15 protein-coding genes are annotated in these 16,549 nt (G+C 53.1%); 4 read left to right on the forward strand and 11 right to left on the reverse strand.

What is annotated here, in order from left to right; translation table 11 throughout:
- Window positions 1–9: 9 nt before the first annotated feature.
- Both RTX30_RS07080 and licT read right to left on the reverse strand, forming a co-directional pair.
- Window positions 10–1,848 carry a beta-glucoside-specific PTS transporter subunit IIABC gene (locus RTX30_RS07080; RefSeq protein ID WP_312688373.1) on the reverse strand — a complete coding sequence of 613 codons (1,839 nt, stop codon included), beginning with the start codon at window positions 1,846–1,848 and terminating at the stop codon, window positions 10–12.
- Between the two features lie 121 nt (window positions 1,849–1,969).
- Window positions 1,970–2,809, reverse strand: a complete 840-nt coding sequence (gene licT / locus RTX30_RS07085) for a BglG family transcription antiterminator LicT (protein ID WP_312688376.1) — start codon at window positions 2,807–2,809, stop codon at window positions 1,970–1,972.
- 329 nt (window positions 2,810–3,138) lie between these two features.
- Here licT and dinG point away from each other — a divergent pair, with 329 nt between their 5' ends.
- Both dinG and ybiB read left to right on the forward strand, forming a co-directional pair.
- The gene (gene dinG / locus RTX30_RS07090) at window positions 3,139–5,280 is read left to right on the forward strand and encodes an ATP-dependent DNA helicase DinG (RefSeq protein ID WP_312688379.1); all 2,142 of its coding nucleotides are present in this window, start codon (window positions 3,139–3,141) and stop codon (window positions 5,278–5,280) included.
- A gap of 25 nt (window positions 5,281–5,305) precedes the next feature.
- Complete coding sequence (ybiB, locus tag RTX30_RS07095; protein WP_312688382.1) at window positions 5,306–6,271, forward strand: DNA-binding protein YbiB; 966 nt, start codon at window positions 5,306–5,308, stop codon at window positions 6,269–6,271.
- 113 nt (window positions 6,272–6,384) lie between these two features.
- Here the strand turns inward: ybiB and ybiJ are convergent, their stop codons facing one another.
- From ybiJ to RTX30_RS07110, 3 genes are all read right to left on the reverse strand, one after another.
- Window positions 6,385–6,645 carry a DUF1471 family protein YbiJ gene (gene ybiJ / locus RTX30_RS07100; RefSeq protein WP_312688385.1) on the reverse strand — a complete coding sequence of 87 codons (261 nt, stop codon included), beginning with the start codon at window positions 6,643–6,645 and terminating at the stop codon, window positions 6,385–6,387.
- A gap of 285 nt (window positions 6,646–6,930) precedes the next feature.
- Complete coding sequence (locus RTX30_RS07105; RefSeq protein WP_312688388.1) at window positions 6,931–7,197, reverse strand: DksA/TraR family C4-type zinc finger protein; 267 nt, start codon at window positions 7,195–7,197, stop codon at window positions 6,931–6,933.
- Between the two features lie 77 nt (window positions 7,198–7,274).
- On the reverse strand, window positions 7,275–7,889 hold the full coding sequence (locus RTX30_RS07110) for a flavin reductase family protein (RefSeq protein WP_312688391.1): 615 nt from the start codon (window positions 7,887–7,889) through the stop codon (window positions 7,275–7,277).
- 95 nt (window positions 7,890–7,984) lie between these two features.
- On the opposite strand from RTX30_RS07110, the gene rlmF reads away from it, so the two are divergent.
- Complete coding sequence (rlmF, locus tag RTX30_RS07115; RefSeq protein ID WP_312688396.1) at window positions 7,985–8,920, forward strand: 23S rRNA (adenine(1618)-N(6))-methyltransferase RlmF; 936 nt, start codon at window positions 7,985–7,987, stop codon at window positions 8,918–8,920.
- Here the strand turns inward: rlmF and ybiO are convergent.
- The 6 genes from ybiO to rhtA all read right to left on the reverse strand — a co-directional run bounded on the left by ybiO (window position 8,910) and on the right by rhtA (window position 15,652).
- Window positions 8,910–11,150, reverse strand: coding sequence for a mechanosensitive channel protein (gene ybiO / locus RTX30_RS07120; RefSeq protein ID WP_312688398.1), 2,241 nt, complete (start codon window positions 11,148–11,150; stop codon window positions 8,910–8,912). The two genes, rlmF and ybiO, sit on opposite strands and share 11 nt — an antisense overlap.
- Before the next feature lie 125 nt (window positions 11,151–11,275).
- A complete protein-coding gene (gene glnQ, locus RTX30_RS07125) occupies window positions 11,276–11,998 on the reverse strand; it encodes a glutamine ABC transporter ATP-binding protein GlnQ (RefSeq protein ID WP_312688400.1) in 723 nt (240 codons plus the stop codon).
- Window positions 11,995–12,654, reverse strand: a complete 660-nt coding sequence (gene glnP / locus RTX30_RS07130; RefSeq protein ID WP_312688402.1) for a glutamine ABC transporter permease GlnP — start codon at window positions 12,652–12,654, stop codon at window positions 11,995–11,997. Before glnP ends, glnQ begins: the two co-directional genes overlap by 4 nt.
- A 200-nt stretch (window positions 12,655–12,854) precedes the next feature.
- Window positions 12,855–13,601 carry a glutamine ABC transporter substrate-binding protein GlnH gene (glnH, locus tag RTX30_RS07135; RefSeq protein ID WP_312688404.1) on the reverse strand — a complete coding sequence of 249 codons (747 nt, stop codon included), beginning with the start codon at window positions 13,599–13,601 and terminating at the stop codon, window positions 12,855–12,857.
- A 362-nt stretch (window positions 13,602–13,963) separates the two neighbouring features.
- Window positions 13,964–14,467, reverse strand: coding sequence for a DNA starvation/stationary phase protection protein Dps (gene dps / locus RTX30_RS07140; RefSeq protein ID WP_312688406.1), 504 nt, complete (start codon window positions 14,465–14,467; stop codon window positions 13,964–13,966).
- Window positions 14,468–14,764: 297 nt separating this feature from the next.
- Window positions 14,765–15,652: a threonine/homoserine exporter RhtA gene (gene rhtA / locus RTX30_RS07145; protein WP_312688408.1), complete on the reverse strand. Its 888-nt coding sequence runs from the start codon at window positions 15,650–15,652 to the stop codon at window positions 14,765–14,767.
- A 364-nt stretch (window positions 15,653–16,016) separates the two neighbouring features.
- Here rhtA and ompX point away from each other — a divergent pair, with 364 nt between their 5' ends.
- A complete protein-coding gene (gene ompX, locus RTX30_RS07150) occupies window positions 16,017–16,529 on the forward strand; it encodes an outer membrane protein OmpX (protein WP_312688410.1) in 513 nt (170 codons plus the stop codon).
- Window positions 16,530–16,549 lie beyond the last annotated feature (20 nt).

Genomic DNA, 16,549 nt, shown 5'->3' on the forward strand with positions numbered 1-16,549 from the left:
TTCTGCTCCTTATGCCGCTGTTGCGGTCAGTGTGAGAAATTCATCCCGGCTGGCGACATCGCCATTGGCTTTAACCGGGCTGATGTCGCCGTACTGTTCGCTGTTCGTCACCACCACGATCACGCTGGGATCGATGCCTTCGGCTTTCAGCGCCGCAAGGTCAAAGCTCACCAGTAAATCGCCCACTTCCACCACCTGCCCGACGGTGATATGGCGGGTAAAGTGCCGCCCGCCAAGCTTCACCGTATCGATACCAATATGAATCAGGATCTCTGCACCGGTATCGCTTTGCAGTGCCAGTGCGTGGTGAGTGTCGAACAGCGATTCCACTTTGCCGTTGACCGGCGAACGCAGCTCGCCACTGGTAGGGTAAATCGCCAGGCCTTTACCAAAAATTTCATCGGCAAAGACCGGATCGCTGAGCGTGTTCAGGGCTTTCAGTTCGCCGCTGACCGGAGCAAACAGTTTTTCTGCGCTGCGCGCCATCGGCATCGGACTCATGCCAGCGACCACCGTTTCTTCAAAGCCGAGCACCACTGTAACCACCGCAGCACACACGAAGGAGATGGCAATACTGACCAACGCCCATAAAAATGTCGGGCCAACCAGCGCCGGAAGACCGGGCAAGCCGCTAAGCGCAAAAGCATAGGTTTTGACACCCATCGCCATGGCGAAGCCGCCGCCGCAGGCACCGCCAATCAGCGCCGCAGCAAACGGGCGTTTATAACGAATATTGATGCCGTACATCGCCGGTTCGGTAATGCCCAATGCGGCACTGAAGCTGGTCGTGAGCGCCAGGGACTTTAGCTTTTTATCTTTGGCACGCAGGAACACGCCAAAAGCTGCTCCTGCCTGGCCCAGGTTGGCAACGTAGAAGAGGATTTTGAACGGGTCAAAACCCATCTGACTGATGTTGTTGATCATGATAGGCACCAGCACATAATGCATGCCGGTAATGATGATCATCGACAACGTACCGCCGACCACCACCCCCGCCACGATCCCCATGTTTTCCACCAGCCAGATAATGCCGCCAGAAAGCGCGTTGCCAGCGAAAATGCCCAACGGACCAATGGCAATCAGCGTGATGGGGGTGACAATCACCAGGCTCAGCAGCGGCACAAACATGGTTTTCAACGCGCCAGGCATGAGGCGGTCAATGCCTTTTTCTACCCGGCTGAGCAACCACACCGCCAACAAAATGGGGATCACTGTCGAGGCATAATTCACTGTGGGCACCGGCAGACTCATAAAGCTCACTGGTGCGCCGGACTTGAACAGTGTCTGGATGGCGGGGTGGAACAGGGCGGCGGCAAGCGCAACCGCAACGTAGGGGTTTGCGCCAAATTTATTGGCCGCGCTGAAGGCCAGCGCCAGCGGCATAAAGTAGAAAACGCCGTCGCTGATTGCCAACAAGATTTGATAGGTCTGGTTGCTGGTTTCCAGCCAGTGCATGGCGACCAGCAGCGCCAGTACACCTTTGAGGATACCGGCCCCGGCAATCGCCGGAATGATCGGTGAAAAAATACTGGATAAGCCTTCCAGTACAACTGACACCGGATTGCGGCGTTTGCCATGCTGCACCGCCCCACCTGCCGAAACGCCCGGCAGTAACGCCTGCAGCGCCTCGCACAGCGGTGCGACGTCGTTGCCAATAATCAACTGATATTGATCGCCGGAGATATTCACGCCAATGACGCCATCCAGTGCTTCCAGCGCCGCACGGTCGGCCTTGTCGTTCTCTTTGAGTAAAAATCGCAGACGGGTAATACAGTGAAAGAGCGAGAGAATATTGTCCTTGCCGCCGATCCGGGTAATGATCTGCTGCGCGGTATTCTGATAGTTCATGGTCATTCCTCCAGACTGCCACCTGCATTGCAGGTGTCATAACAATTACCGGTAATTGACCGGCGCGTTGTTCTTCTGGGGTTTGCCTGATTTAACAGTAACAAGCCTGGAAAGAATAGGTTTACGACTCTGCCCGTTGCACCACGTTTTCTATATGCACGGTCAGATAGAGCTTTTCCGAGTTGCTCATGGTGTGGTGATAGTTTTTGCCGACAAACTCATTAATTGCATCAACACATTTCAGGGTTGTCTGATAACGACGTTGCACCATGGCAAATAACTCTTCGTCGTCATTATTTAACACCACACCATCAATCACCCGTTGGGCAAAGAACTTCAAATGGGTAATAAATCGCTGATAGTTCAGACTGTGCTCATCGAGCGGCAGGCTAAAAAAATATTTAACAATATTCTGCAGCTGGTAAATAAGGCGCGTAATTTGCGCGGTTTTACCCATGGTGTCATTCAGCCCGGCGTTAACAATGTGCAGGGCGATGCTACAGGCCTCGCTGTCGGGTAATAACGTGCCTGTGCGTGCCACTATCATCCCCAGAGCCTGGCGGCCAATGCCATATTCTGCGGTATAAAAATGACGAACTTCCCACTCCAGCGGATTGGGCAGCACATCGTTATTTTGGCTACGTTGCAGGGCAAAATGCAGGTGATCGGCCAGCGTGACGTACAGCCCTTCGCTTAATTTGTGTGGCAGTGCATTCCGCGCCAGCGCGACAATATCGTCGGTCAGTTGCAGTATTTCTACCGGCACTTCGCTGACCAGATCTTTAAAGCGAGCGGAGATTTGCGAATCCTGCAGACGAAATATTTTTTCGATGGCTTGCTCGTCGACGACGGCGCCGCAGTGGGTATTAAAACCCAGCCCGCACCCGGTGAGAATAACCTCAAGGCCACGATCATCAATAGCGCTGACAACGTTATTATTTAATATTTGTTTGACCAGCATCGCCAACTCCTGCAAACAAAAACGGGCAAAACATAAATACAGCCGCGGACGGATTTGTCCTCTAAGTCTGCATTTAGGTTTTGCCCGATATTCGGTAACAAGCGTAATGCAGGTAAAAAACTAGCATTGCGTTGATGAATGATCAACGCGTCGGCAGGCGCATTAATGACCCGATATGCCAATTTGTGATCGGCTCTGCGAAAAATATTCTGTATCTGCGACTGGACGGTCGCTTTTAGGTACCCGCTTCCGCCTTGCAAAAACCGTTACCCCCGGCGCGCTAAAAATGCCACAATAATGGCTGTTTATACAGTATTTCAGGTTTCATCATGGCCCTTACCGCCGCGCTAAAAGCGCAGATTGCCGCCTGGTATAAGGCGTTGCAACAACAGATCCCGGACTTTATTCCCCGAGCGCCGCAGCGGCAGATGATTGCTGATGTCGCGAAAACGCTGGCGGGGGATGAGGGGCGGCATCTGGCGATTGAAGCGCCGACCGGTGTGGGGAAAACCCTCTCTTACCTGATTCCTGGTATTGCTATCGCCCGTGAAGAGCAAAAAACGCTGGTGGTCAGCACCGCCAACGTTGCGCTGCAGGACCAAATCTTCAGCAAAGATTTGCCGTTGCTGCGTAAAATTATCCCTGACTTACGTTTTACCGCCGCTTTTGGGCGCGGTCGCTACGTTTGCCCGCGCAATCTGGCCGCGCTGGCCAGTACCGAACCCGATCAACAAGATCTGCTCGCCTTTCTGGATGATGAATTAACGCCGGGCAATAAAGAGGAGCAGAAGCTCTGCGCAGCGCTGAAAGCCGATCTGGATAGCTACAAATGGGACGGTCTGCGTGATCATACGGACAAAGCCGTTACTGACGATATGTGGCGACGCCTCAGCACCGATAAAGCCAGCTGCCTGAACCGTAACTGTCATTACTACCGGGAGTGCCCGTTTTTCGTTGCCCGGCGTGAAATTCAGGAAGCGGAAGTGGTGGTGGCGAACCATGCGCTGGTAATGGCGGCAATGGAGAGCGAAGCGGTGCTGCCGGAGCCAAAAAACCTGCTACTGGTACTGGATGAAGGCCACCATTTACCGGATGTCGCACGTGATGCGCTGGAAATGAGCGCGGAAATCACCGCCGCATGGTATCGGCTGCAGCTCGATCTGTTCAGCAAGCTCATTGCTACCTGTCTGGAACAATTCCGCCCGAAGACCACGCCGCCACTGGCGACACCAGAGCGGCTGAATGCCCACTGTGAAGAGTTATATGAGCTGATTGCTTCGCTGAATAACATACTTAATCTCCTGCTGCCTGCCGGGCAGGAAGCTGAACACCGCTTTGCGATGGGGGAACTGCCGGACGAGGTGATGGCTATTTGCCAGCGTCTGGCGAAACTGACGGAGATGTTGCGGGGCCTGGCAGAGCTGTTCCTGAATGATTTAAGTGAGAAAACGGGCAGTCACGATATCGTGCGCCTGCACCGCGTGATCCTGCAAATGAACCGCGCGCTGGGAATGTTTGAAAGCCAGAGCAAGTTGTGGCGGCTGGCATCGATGGTACAGGCGTCGGGTGCGCCTGTCTCCAAATGGGCGACGCGAGACATGCGTGATGGCCAGTTGCATCTGCAGTTTCACTGTGTGGGGATCCGCGTCAGCGATCAGCTGGAAAAACTGCTTTGGCGCAGCGTACCGCATATTGTCGTCACCTCCGCCACGCTGCGCTCGCTGAACAGTTTTAGCCGTTTACAGGAGATGAGCGGCCTGCGAGAGAAGGCCGGCGATCGCTTTGTGACGCTGGACTCGCCGTTCAATCATGTTGAGCAGGGCCAAATTGTTATTCCGCAAATGCGTTACGAGCCGCTGATAGAAAACGAGGAACAGCATATTGCCGAAATGGCAACCTGGTTTCGCGAGCAAGTGGAGAGCAAAGCCCATCCGGGCATGCTGGTGCTGTTTGCCAGTCAGCGGGCAATGCAACTGTTTTTGACCTATGTTACCGAGCTGCGCTTGTTACTGTTGGTGCAGGGCGATCAACCGCGTTATCGGCTCGTGGAGCTGCATCGCAAACGGATCGATGCTGGCGAACGCAGCGTACTGGTGGGGCTGCAATCCTTCGCTGAAGGGCTGGATTTAAAAGGCGATTACCTGACACAAGTACATATCCATAAAATTGCTTTCCCGCCTATCGACAGCCCGGTGGTGATCACCGAAGGGGAGTGGTTAAAGAGCCTCAACCGCTATCCGTTTGAAGTGCAGAGCCTGCCGAGCGCCTCGTTTAACCTGATCCAGCAGGTCGGGCGGCTGATCCGTAGTCATGGTTGTCGTGGAGAAGTAGTGATTTACGACAAGCGGCTGCTGACAAAGCGCTACGGTAAACGCCTGCTTGATGCGCTACCGGTGTTTCCTATTTCACAACCGGCGATGCCCGACGTTATAGTGAAGAAACCAGAACAAAAGCGCCGCAGGCGCCGTTAACGATGTGAGCACGTAAGGAGTTTCCATGGACTACCGCACCATCATTAAAGAGATTGGCCGGGGGAAGAATCACGCCCGGGATCTGGATGTTGATACCGCGCGCGGGCTGTACACGCAAATGCTTAATGGCGAGGTGCCAGAACTGGAGATGGGCGGCATTCTGATTGCCCTGCGCATTAAAGGTGAAGGCGAAGCGGAAATGCGGGGTTTTTACGAGGCTATGCAGCAGCACACCGTCACGCTGACCCCGCCCGTGGCGAAACCGATGCCGATTGTTATTCCCAGTTATAACGGTGCACGCAAGCAGGCTAACCTGACACCGCTGCTGGCCATATTGCTGACAAAGCTTGGTTTTCCGGTATTGGTGCACGGCGTCAGTGAAGATCCTTCCCGTGTGATAACGGAGAGTATTTTTAAATTACTCGGTATCGACGCGACCCTGCACGCCGGCCAGGCGCAGGCACGGCTCGAAGGGCATCAGCCGGTTTACATGCCGGTGAGCGCGCTTTGCCCGCCGCTGGAAAAACAGCTGGCGATGCGCTGGCGTATGGGGGTGCGTAACAGTGCGCACACGCTGGCGAAACTGGCCACGCCCTTTGAACCCGCAGCGGCGCTGCGCTTATCCAGTGTTTCACACCCGGAATATCTGACTCGTGTGGGCAAATTCTTTGCAGATATCGGCGGGCGTGGCCTGTTGATGCAAGGCACTGAAGGTGAGGTATACGCCAACCCGCAGCGTTGCCCGCAGATCAACCTTATTGATACGCAGGGCGAGCGTACTTTATTTGCACGCAATGATTCGCCTTCGCAGGCCGCCCCCGTCGGGGTAGCAAAAGACGCGGAAAGTACCGCACGCTGGATAGAACACTGCATTGCGGGTCGCGAAGCGGTGCCGGAGTCGTTGAAGATTCAGTTAGCCTGCTGCCTGGTGGCGAGCGGAGAAGTGGCTTCGCTGGACGCCGGGCTGGCGCGGGTTGCGGAAAGTTTTTGACGAAAAAAAGCCCGTCACATCACTGGACGGGCAAAAACAGGGTAACAACAGGGTCAATGAGGGTGGAGCACCCCGGCAGAGGGTTATGTGCCGGGGGTAAAACTTCGGTCAGGTTATTTGTAGATAACCGCGGTGCCGCTCATTTTGTTATTGCCGTTAGCGGAAGTGATGCTGTAGCCAGATGCGCCAGCTGCTTGTGCTTTTTGCGCCAGTTTTGCTTCCAGACCGTCCAGCGTGTCTGCATTGTCTGCAGAAACAACACCGATTTTATTCAGATTTTCGGCCTGAGCCGGGCTGACGGATTGTGCAGCAAACGCGCCAAAGGAGAGGGTGGACAGGGCGATAGCAGCAACAGCATATTTAATGGTTTTCATGGTTAAATTCTCGCAGGTTATTCTGTATGGAAGACGATGTTCCGTCGATGTGATAAGTATCACGGTTTTTCGCGAGAGATAAAATCGAAGAGAATTGACGGCGTTGTTCTAAAAAATTGAACGATAGACAACTTTTTGTATTTTAAGGTTTTTATTAGGATTTGAGCGCGTATCAGCGGCCGCGTTGAAGCGTCGAAAGATTTGCGGCACATTTTGCTACGTGGCGGGAATCATTCTGTGGATGTAAAGGCAACCGCTTGCGCTGGTTACAGAGGTCAGGAAACGTCAACGTAGCTGGCTATCTTTCGAACCTCTGCGATTATATCCTGAAAATGTAGAGTTATGTAAATCTTTCTTCTGTTGGCAGGATACGCATAAACGCACCCCCGGGATCGCTTTACGACGCGCTTCCGGAATGGGTTCGCCACACTCCTCACACTCTTTTAGACTGTCGCCCGCCGGGATGTCGCGGCGAGCACGCGCGACAGCATCTTCGATCGTACTGTCGATCTGTTGTTGTACCGCATCATCGTTTGCCCAACCTGAAGCCATAATGTTGCCCTCCGTATTAACAGTATAGTCGCGCAGGCCGGATCGGCGTCGACAGCTGTTCCGGCCTGCCACACTGGCTAACGGTTATCCGGGCGAGTTAAATCAAAGCGCAGTGCTTCACTGATGCCGTAATAGGCCGATGGGCCGCCGGCACGCAGCACCGGTTGCGCTTTCGCTGTCTGGTAAATGCCCTCTTCTAAAAGCGACTCGTCGATATGTACCGCCACCACTTCACCCAGCACCAGCCAGGTATCAATGGCGCTGCCGGCTGCGCTCGTCAATTGAATGCACTGCGAAAGGCGACACTCAAAGTTGACCGGGCTTTCCGCAACGCGTGGCGCGCTAACAAGGCGTCCTGGCACTGGAGTCAGGCCCGCGCGGGTAAACTCGTCTTCACCATGCGGTAGTGAGGCGGAGGATTCATTCATCTGCACGGCTAAATCGCGGGTCGTCAGGTTCCAGACAAATTCTTTGGTTTCGCTGATATTGCGCACGCTGTCTTTCCAGCCGCTGCTGGCAAAGCCAATGATCGGCGGGCGATAATTGAAACAGTTAAAAAAGCTGTACGGCGCAAGATTGCGGCGACCCGCGCCATCCAGTGAGGCTATCCAGCCAATCGGGCGAGGGCCAATAATGGCGTTGAGTGGGTCGTGGGGCAGGCCGTGGCCCTTCGACGGTTCATAAAAATACATAGCATGTCCACGTGATAAGAAAGTTTCTTCAGCCTCACTTATTTACCCGGCCAGCGTCAACGGGTATCTTACGCCGCTGCGAACAGGAGAATGCCATGAATGCCCAGAAGCCGGGTTTACACCCGCGTAACCGCCACCATAGCCGCTATGACCTCGGGGCGCTGTGCGCCGTCAATCCGTCACTGCATGATTTTATTATTGCTAATCCCAATGGCGAGCCGACGATTGATTTTGCGCAACCGCTGGCGGTAAAAGCCTTAAACAAGGCGCTGCTGGCGCAGTTTTATGGTGTGCGCGAGTGGGACATTCCGGACGGTTTTCTCTGCCCGCCAGTACCGGGGCGTGCTGATTATCTTCACCATCTGGCGGATGTGCTGGCTGAAAGCAATCAGGGCCAGGTTCCAACACAAGCCAGCGTGCTGGATGTGGGAACGGGCGCGAACTGTATTTATCCGCTGATTGGCGCTCACGAATATGGTTGGCGCTTTACCGGTAGCGAAGTGAATGATGCGGCCTTTGCCAGCGCGCAGGCAATTATCAACGCTAACCCTGGCTTAACCCGCGCAGTGCGCCTGCGTCGACAGAAAGATCCGGCGGCGATCCTGAACGGCATTATCCATAAGAATGAGCAGTACGATGCGGTCATCTGCAATCCGCCGTTCCACGACTCAGCGCAAAGTGCGCAGGCGGGCAGCGAGCGCAAGCGCCGAAATCTTGGGCAGTCGGCCGACGGCGCGCTGAATTTTGGCGGCCAGCAGCAGGAACTGTGGTGCGAAGGGGGGGAAGTGGCCTTTATCAGTAAGATGATTGCCGAAAGCCCGTCGTTTGCCCGCCAGGTGTTATGGTTTACCTCGCTGGTTTCTCGCGGCGATAACCTGCCAGAACTCTACCGCGCTCTGACCCGGGCTGGCGCTGTGAAAGTGCTGAAAAAAGAGATGGCCCAGGGGCAAAAGCAGAGCCGCTTTATTGCCTGGACCTTCCTTGATGATAATCAGCGCACCCGCTGGGGACAGACGCGTTTCAAAGCGTAGGTTCAGCCGGTGGCTGCGGCCCTGTGCCTGACACGGGTTGCTGTAGTGCAGGGCTGCCCGGCGGGGGCAGTACCTGATAGGTTTGCACTGGCGGGCGCACGTTCGCCAGATCGAAATGTTTCTTCACCATCGTGTCGAGGGCGAAACGTACCGTCCACTGTTTAAGCGGCAGCGTGGTGAAGGTCACGCGCAGCGTAAAGGCGGTGTTGGTTAACCCGACCAGGCCGGCGAACGAAGGCTCGCCGATGATCAGCCCGCGAATATCCTCCTTTTCCAGCAGTTCAGCAACGGCATCTTTCAGCGCCTGGTTCGCTCTGTCGGCGTCTTCGTGGCGATCGACATCATAATTCGCTACCACAGAGCCAATACCGCGAACAAAGTTGGCGAAGGTCGTGATCGATGACCAGGGAATAATGTGATACGCCCCGGTATCCTGACGTACGCCGACGGAGCGAATAGTCATGCGTTCTACTGTGCCGGTTAGCGGGCCAATGGTCACCAAATCGCCGGTATTCATGCCATTCTCAAACTGAATAAATATCCCGGTGATAATATCTTTCACCAGCGTTTGTGACCCGAATGAAATCGCCAGGCCCAATGCACCTGCACCCGCAAGCAGTGGCGCGATGTTGACGCCAATTTCCGACAGCACAATCATCACTGTAATGGTACTGATCACGACCGCCAGCGCATTGCGAAACAGCGTTAATAATGTGCGGGTGCGTGCGCTGGGCAGCGGCCGGCCATGAATATCAGAGGCGAGGCGGTTTTCAATCAGGCTTGCCAGCAATGTCCAGCCCACCGCGGAAAAAAACAGGATCAGCGCAATACGGATCAAAATATCGACCGTTTTTTCACCTGCGCCATAGGTCAGCCACTGCCAGATATCAAACAGTCCCCACGCATTAAGCAGCAGCATAACCGTCACGCATACCACCAGGAAACGTGCCGTCTTCAGCGTGGCAGAGAGCCAGCCATTGAGCCGTTTTTGCAGCTCCGGATAGTTACGCTGTACCGGTGGTGAGAGCGTAATGGTTTTGTTCAGCCAGCGTGACAGCACGCCGGAAAGAAACGCCGCAATGCTCAGGATTGCCAGACTGCGAACGGTTGCGCCCATCATAAATTTCAGGCTGTTACCAGGATCGAACAACGAGAAGAAGAACAGCACAATAAAATAGGCACTTGCCAGCCAGTGCCAGACCAGGGCAAAGGCGCGGATAAACAGGCTGAAAAATGCCAGTGAGCGATCGGCCAGCGCGATCAAATGGTGCTGGATCTCTTTCTTGTTATGGAAGATCAGGTACAGCGCCCAGACCGTGATAAACAGCATAATCACCACATTTGCCAGCGCGCCAAATTGCACGTTGACCTGGTTTGAGATGATTGGCACGGCGACCAGCAGGCCATAACCAATCAGGCTGCTGAGCGCACTCAAGCGCAGGTGCCAGTAACGGGCGGTATGATCTTCAATGCGGAACGGGCGCAAGTCTGGTATGCGTGGGCAAAACACCAGCCGCAAAATGGCTTTAAAAAATTCAATCAAGGCAAACGCATTGAGGAACAGGCTCTGCTGGAAAGCAATAGTGCGGTTGCCATTATTCAGTGCGGCGCTGAGCAACTGCCCAACGAACAGTGTCAGCGCCAGCAGCAGCAGATCGATAATGAACGCGCCAATGATCATGGCGGGAAGCTGAAGCCAGTTGCTGCGATCGCGGTTTTTCCGCCGTCCCCACGCGCCCATTTTGCGGTACAGCGGCAGTACGCAGAGCCGAACCAGCATCCAGAAGGCAAACACCAGCGCGGCCAGCAGTAAAAAATATCCCGCTGCATTCACAAAGGTCTGCGGGTTAAAAGTCTTATGCGGCGATCCCATCAGGTTGCGGTACAGCTGGGCAAAGCGCTGCGCCAGCGCTTTGCCATAATAATGGCTGACTTCAGTAATGTTCTCCAGCACGGTTTTTTGTTCTTTCACCTCTGGCGGGGTGATCGCTGGCACCGACTCCTGCGTGGGCGCCGTTGCCACTTTGCGTAGCTGGTCGATCAGTTCCTGCCGCGATGCATCGTTTTCCAGCACATCGGCCAGCGCGGCATAAGCCGCTTTTTTTTGTTCCACATCCGGCTCGGTGGTTTGTGAGGCTGGGGCATTGTTGGCTGCAGGGGTGATGCCGGGCAGAGTCGCCGCATGTAGCGGCGCGCACAGCAGGCTAATCAGTAGCACTATCCACGGCATAGGCTCCTCCGGTGAGAAAATCCCGCAAAAAGATAAGTATAGATGCCGTAACGAGGCGCTGAAGAATTGGGATAAATCCAGGCGAGGGCGAAAAAAAAGCCCCTCTTGCGGGGGGCTTTGATGCGTCAGGCGACGTGTTGCAAAAATTCCTGCAAACGCGGGCTGGGCGGATTTTCAATTAACTGTTGCGGGTTGCCGTCTTCGGCAATACGACCTTTGTCGATGAAAATCAGACGCGATGCCACTTTTTCGGCAAAGCCGATTTCGTGGGTCACGATCACCATCGTCATGCCTTCTTCGGCCAGATCCTGCATTACTTTCAGTACCTCGTGACGCAGTTCCGGGTCGAGTGCCGAGGTAGGCTCGTCAAACAGCATCAGTTTTGGTTTCACTGCCAGCGCACGGGCGATAGCCACACGCTGCTGTTGACCGCCGGAGAGCTCGGAAGGGTAGTGATGCGAACGCTCGGCAAGGCCAACTTTCGCCAGCAACTCTTTCGCCAGCTTTTCGGCATCCGCTTTATTGGTACCGCGCACGCGCAGCGGGCCAAACATCACGTTTTCCAGTGCCGTCAGATGCGGGAACAGGTAGAACTGCTGGAATACCATCCCGGCTTCCTGGCGGATCAGACGCTCGTCCACTTTCGGATCGTTCACTTTCAGGCCATCCACAATCAGATCGCCGCTGGTGATCTCTTCCAGCTTGTTGATGCAGCGCAGCAACGTGGATTTGCCCGAGCCAGACGGCCCGATAATGACCACTACTTCGCCCTGTGAAATGTTGAGATCGATATTGTGTAGCACCTGGGTTTGACCAAAGTGCTTGGAGACGTTTTTAAATTCAATCACAGGATTTTCATCCTTCCTTCAAGACGACGGAGCACGATGTTCAGCGCCTGGGTAATGATCAGGTAGATCACCCCAACGGCGGTCCAGATTTCCAGTGCGCGGAAGTTGCCGGCAATGATTTCCTGGCCCTGGCGGGTCAATTCAGCCGCGCCAATAACGATAAACAACGAGGTATCTTTAATACTGATAATCAACTGGTTACCCAGCGGCGGCAGCATACGGCGCAACGCCAGCGGCATAATCACGTGGCGAATGGTTTCAACGCGTGATAAGCCCAAAGCGAGGCCTGCTTCGCTGAAGCCTTTATGAATAGACAGCACGGAGCCACGGGTAATTTCAGCGATATACGCGCCCGAGTTGATCATAATGGTGATCACGGCGGCGCTAAACGTATCGATACGGATATCGGGGAAGGCCATTGGCAGTGCGAAGTAGATATACATCACCTGAACAACGATAGGCGTACCGCGAATAACTTCGATAAACACCAGTGCGATGTGGTTAGCGATCCAGCCGCCGTAGGTACGGGCTAAACCGGCCAGCAAACCAATAATAATACCGCCTGCCAGACCGAGGATCGAAATCCACAAGGTCATCTTTGCCCCGTCGAGCAGAAGCGGAATGGCGGGCCAGATGGCGCTCCAGTCAAACTGCATAATATGTATTCCTGTATACCGTGGTGATAAAACACCGCATCTTGCACGCTGCCGTTAAGTCACCTTAACCCTTTCTGCCTGTTACTGCATACCTGGCAGGACGCCGCAGCCTTGCCGTTGCGACGCAACGTAAAAGACACTGTGTTGATATCAGGGGCGAAAACCGCCCCTGAGGTGTAACGCTTTGAATTTTATAATAATTATTTAGGCTCAGTACCGAACCATTTTTTGTAGATTTCGTTATAAGTGCCGTTATCACGCAGGGTTTTCAGCGCGCCGTTCACTTTCTCACGCAGTTCGTCGCTGCCTTTCGGGAAGGCAATACCGTACTGCTGAGCTTCCAGAGACTCACCCACCGATTTGAACTTGCCGTTGCCAGCCGTTTTGATGAAGTAAAGGATATTCGGCGTATCGTGCAGTACAGCATCTGCACGGCCGGTGCCCAGTTCCATATAGGCATTATCGATGTTCGGGAACTGACGCAGATCTTTGGTTTTGATGTTTGCTTTCGCGTAGTCAACAGAACCGGTGCCACTCTTCACTGCCAGCACTTTTCCATCGAGATCCTTCACGCTTTTAACGTCGTCGTTGTTGGCTTTCACCATTACCAGCAGACCGCTTTTGTAGTAGCCGTCAGAAAACTCAATGGCTTTTTTACGCTCTTCGGTAATGGTGATACCGGCCAGTGCCAGGTCGATGTTTTTGGTTTGCAGCGCAGGGATGATGCCGCTGAAGTCCATCGGCTTCAGTTCGTAATCCAGTTTCAGCTCTTTTGCGATAGCAGCCCACAGATCGACGTCAAAACCAACATATTTACCGTCTTGTTTGAACTCGAAGGGTACGAATGCGGTATCGGTTGCGACGACCAGCTTTTTGTCAGCAGCCTGAGAAGAAACAGCAAAGGCGAGGGCGAGTGCAGCCAGGGAAAATTTCAATACAGACTTCATAGTTTTTCCTTTTGTATCCGGGGAGCGAACCCCTGCGAGAATGAACGCAGTATGAAAAAATCATGCCAGGTTTACAACCTATTGTTTTGTAAAGACGAAGCTTTACACGATTGCACAATAAGTGTAGCAATAATGTCGTGGTGCACCATTTTGAGTCACTGTTTTGGTGCGTTTGGCGACGCGAACCTGTTTTGCTCTTATTTAGCGCAGATTCCGAGCGTAAAACAATCGGCTAATAACAATTTTGTGATGGGATAGTAACGAAGTGGTAACTTTATGAGGGGGGAAGGGCAAAGTGGTGCACTATAAAAGTGCAAACCCTCTCGTCGGGCAACGAGAGGGTCATCAGTGATGCTTATGGATTATTCAATATTGGATTCGATGAACCATAAGAATTTATCCAGATCGCGGGAAGCGGCAGTAAAGATATCGGCCGTATCTTCGTCTTTCGCTTCGCCGATGGCTTTACGCACATCATTCGCAACGATGGCATAGCGGTCAGCCAGCTCTTTCAGGTGATCCTGCACGCTGTGAATATCCAGCGGATAGCTTTTCAATGCAGTTTTGCTGTTGATCACCTGTGTGGTGCCGAGTGCCACGCCGCCCAGCTGTACCGCACGTTCGGCCATGGTGTCGAGATGATCGACGAGCGCGGTCCGGAAGCCATCCAGCATTTCATGTACGGCAATGAAGTTTGCACCGCGCATATTCCAGTGGGCCTGTTTGGTAATCAGCGACAGGTCAATGAACTGGATCACCTGGCGATTCAGCAACTCAACTGTCGCTTTTTTATCGCTATCCGATACATCGTTACGGGTATAAAGCAGATTAGACGCTTTCGTTTTTACCAGTTTAGCGGTACTCATAATCTCATATCCTCTTGATGTTTGTGTCCCAGGTAATTACTGAAACTAAGTATAGCACCTGATTAACCTTATCAGTTTTGGCTGTGCCTATCAGTTCGATAGCATAATCAAAATATAGGCGTGATTTTTGAGAAGTACCAACTAATCAAATGAATTATAAGAATATTCAAATAAGCTGGATCAGTGAAAAAGAGAATAATTCTATTTGCGAATAAATGAAGGTAAACGTAAAAAATAATTTCTGTACTATTGCGTGGATATCCGGCACAAGCGCCAACTTATGCCGGATAATAAGTATTAACCTATATCAACTTCTTTAATTCTTGTTTCCCGCCGTAGGGTCAGCGTTGATCCCATCGAGGCAATAACAATAGCCATCAGCGCCAGCACCTGCTGCATGGCCAGCGTTTCACCCAGAAAGACCATACCGGAGATGGCCGCCAGCGCGGGCTCCATACTCATTAGGGTGCCGAAGGTTCGTGTTGGCAAACGGGTCAGGGCAATCATTTCCAGAGAGTAGGGTAAAGCGGTGGACAGAATCGCGACGGCAATTCCCAGCGGTAATATCGACCAGTGCCACAATAATTCCCCGGATTGCAGTGCGCCAAGAGGAACGAAAATCACTGCGGCAATTAACGAGCCTAACGCGACCGTTGCCGGGCCATGTTCTTCACCGGCACGTTGGCCCGCGAGAATATAGATTGCCCAACATGCCCCCGCGCCCAGCGCTAATGCCGCGCCGGTTAAATCCACTTGCGAGACACTGCCACCCAGCGGCAATAGATACCACAGGCCAAGCACGGCAAGGATCACCCAAATAAAATCCACCGGGCGACGGGAAGAAAAAAGCGCTACGGCCAGCGGGCCGGTAAATTCGAGCGCGACAGCTATGCCTAATGGCACCGTCTGAATAGAGAGATAGAACATGTAGTTCATGCCGCCCAACGACAGGCCGTAAAACAGTAGCGGCAAACGTTGCTCGCGTGTGAAGCGCAAACGCCAGGGCTTGAAGATCACCACCAGAATAAGCGTCCCGAGAGCCAGACGCAGGGCTGTTACACCCGGCGCACCGACCAACGGAAACAGCGATTTAGCCAGTGAGGCGCCCCCCTGAATCGAGGTCATTGCAATTAAAAGCACCACCACCGGTACCCATACCGGCATTTTACGAGACAGCCCAGGCATCCTTTCTCCCGTCAATTTTTGTCAACTGAAAGTAAAACAACCAGTCTACTTGAATTACCTGGCGGCTGGTTGAGAGTTTGTTGAAAAAAAACCGCCAAAATTGCGTAGAATAGGTAACATCTGATGGTTAATTAACCTGTCCAATTAGGAATTATCTGGATGAACGTGCCGCTTTGAAAGCATCATAATGGCACGTTGTGCGGGAAAATGACTGTTTTTTGAAAGAGTTGGTCAGCGGTGGAAATGTTCTGTTACATGAAATGCAGTCTTAGACATCGTTTCCTGCAAAGAGTTTCTTAACTATTTTTGATATATTTAAAAACGTAGGACGTAGGATTTACTTGAAGCACATTTGAGGTGGTTTATGAAAAAAATTGCATGTCTTTCAGCACTGGCCGCACTTCTGGCGGTATCCGCAGGTTCTGCAGTAGCAGCAACTTCTACCGTAACCGGTGGTTATGCTCAGAGCGACGCTCAGGGCGTGGCTAACAAAACCAATGGTTTCAACCTGAAATACCGCTACGAGCAGGATCAGAACCCGCTGGGTGTTATCGGTTCCTTTACTTACACTGAAAAAGATCGTACCGAAGACGGCGCTTATAACAAAGCTCAGTACTACGGCATCACTGCAGGTCCGGCTTACCGCATCAACGACTGGGCAAGCATCTACGGTGTAGTGGGTGTGGGCTACGGCAAATTCCAGCAGACTGAAGCTGTTGCTAAAACCGCTGACACCAGCGACTATGGCTTCTCCTACGGTGCTGGTCTGCAGTTCAACCCGATGGAAAACGTTGCTCTGGACTTCTCCTACGAGCAGAGCCGTATCCGTAACGTAGACGTCGGCACCTGGATTGCCGGTGTTGGTTACCGCTTCTAATCGCTTCGGCGATATAAAAA

Source organism: Kosakonia sp. (genome assembly GCF_032052965.1).
Classification (GTDB): domain Bacteria; phylum Pseudomonadota; class Gammaproteobacteria; order Enterobacterales; family Enterobacteriaceae; genus Kosakonia.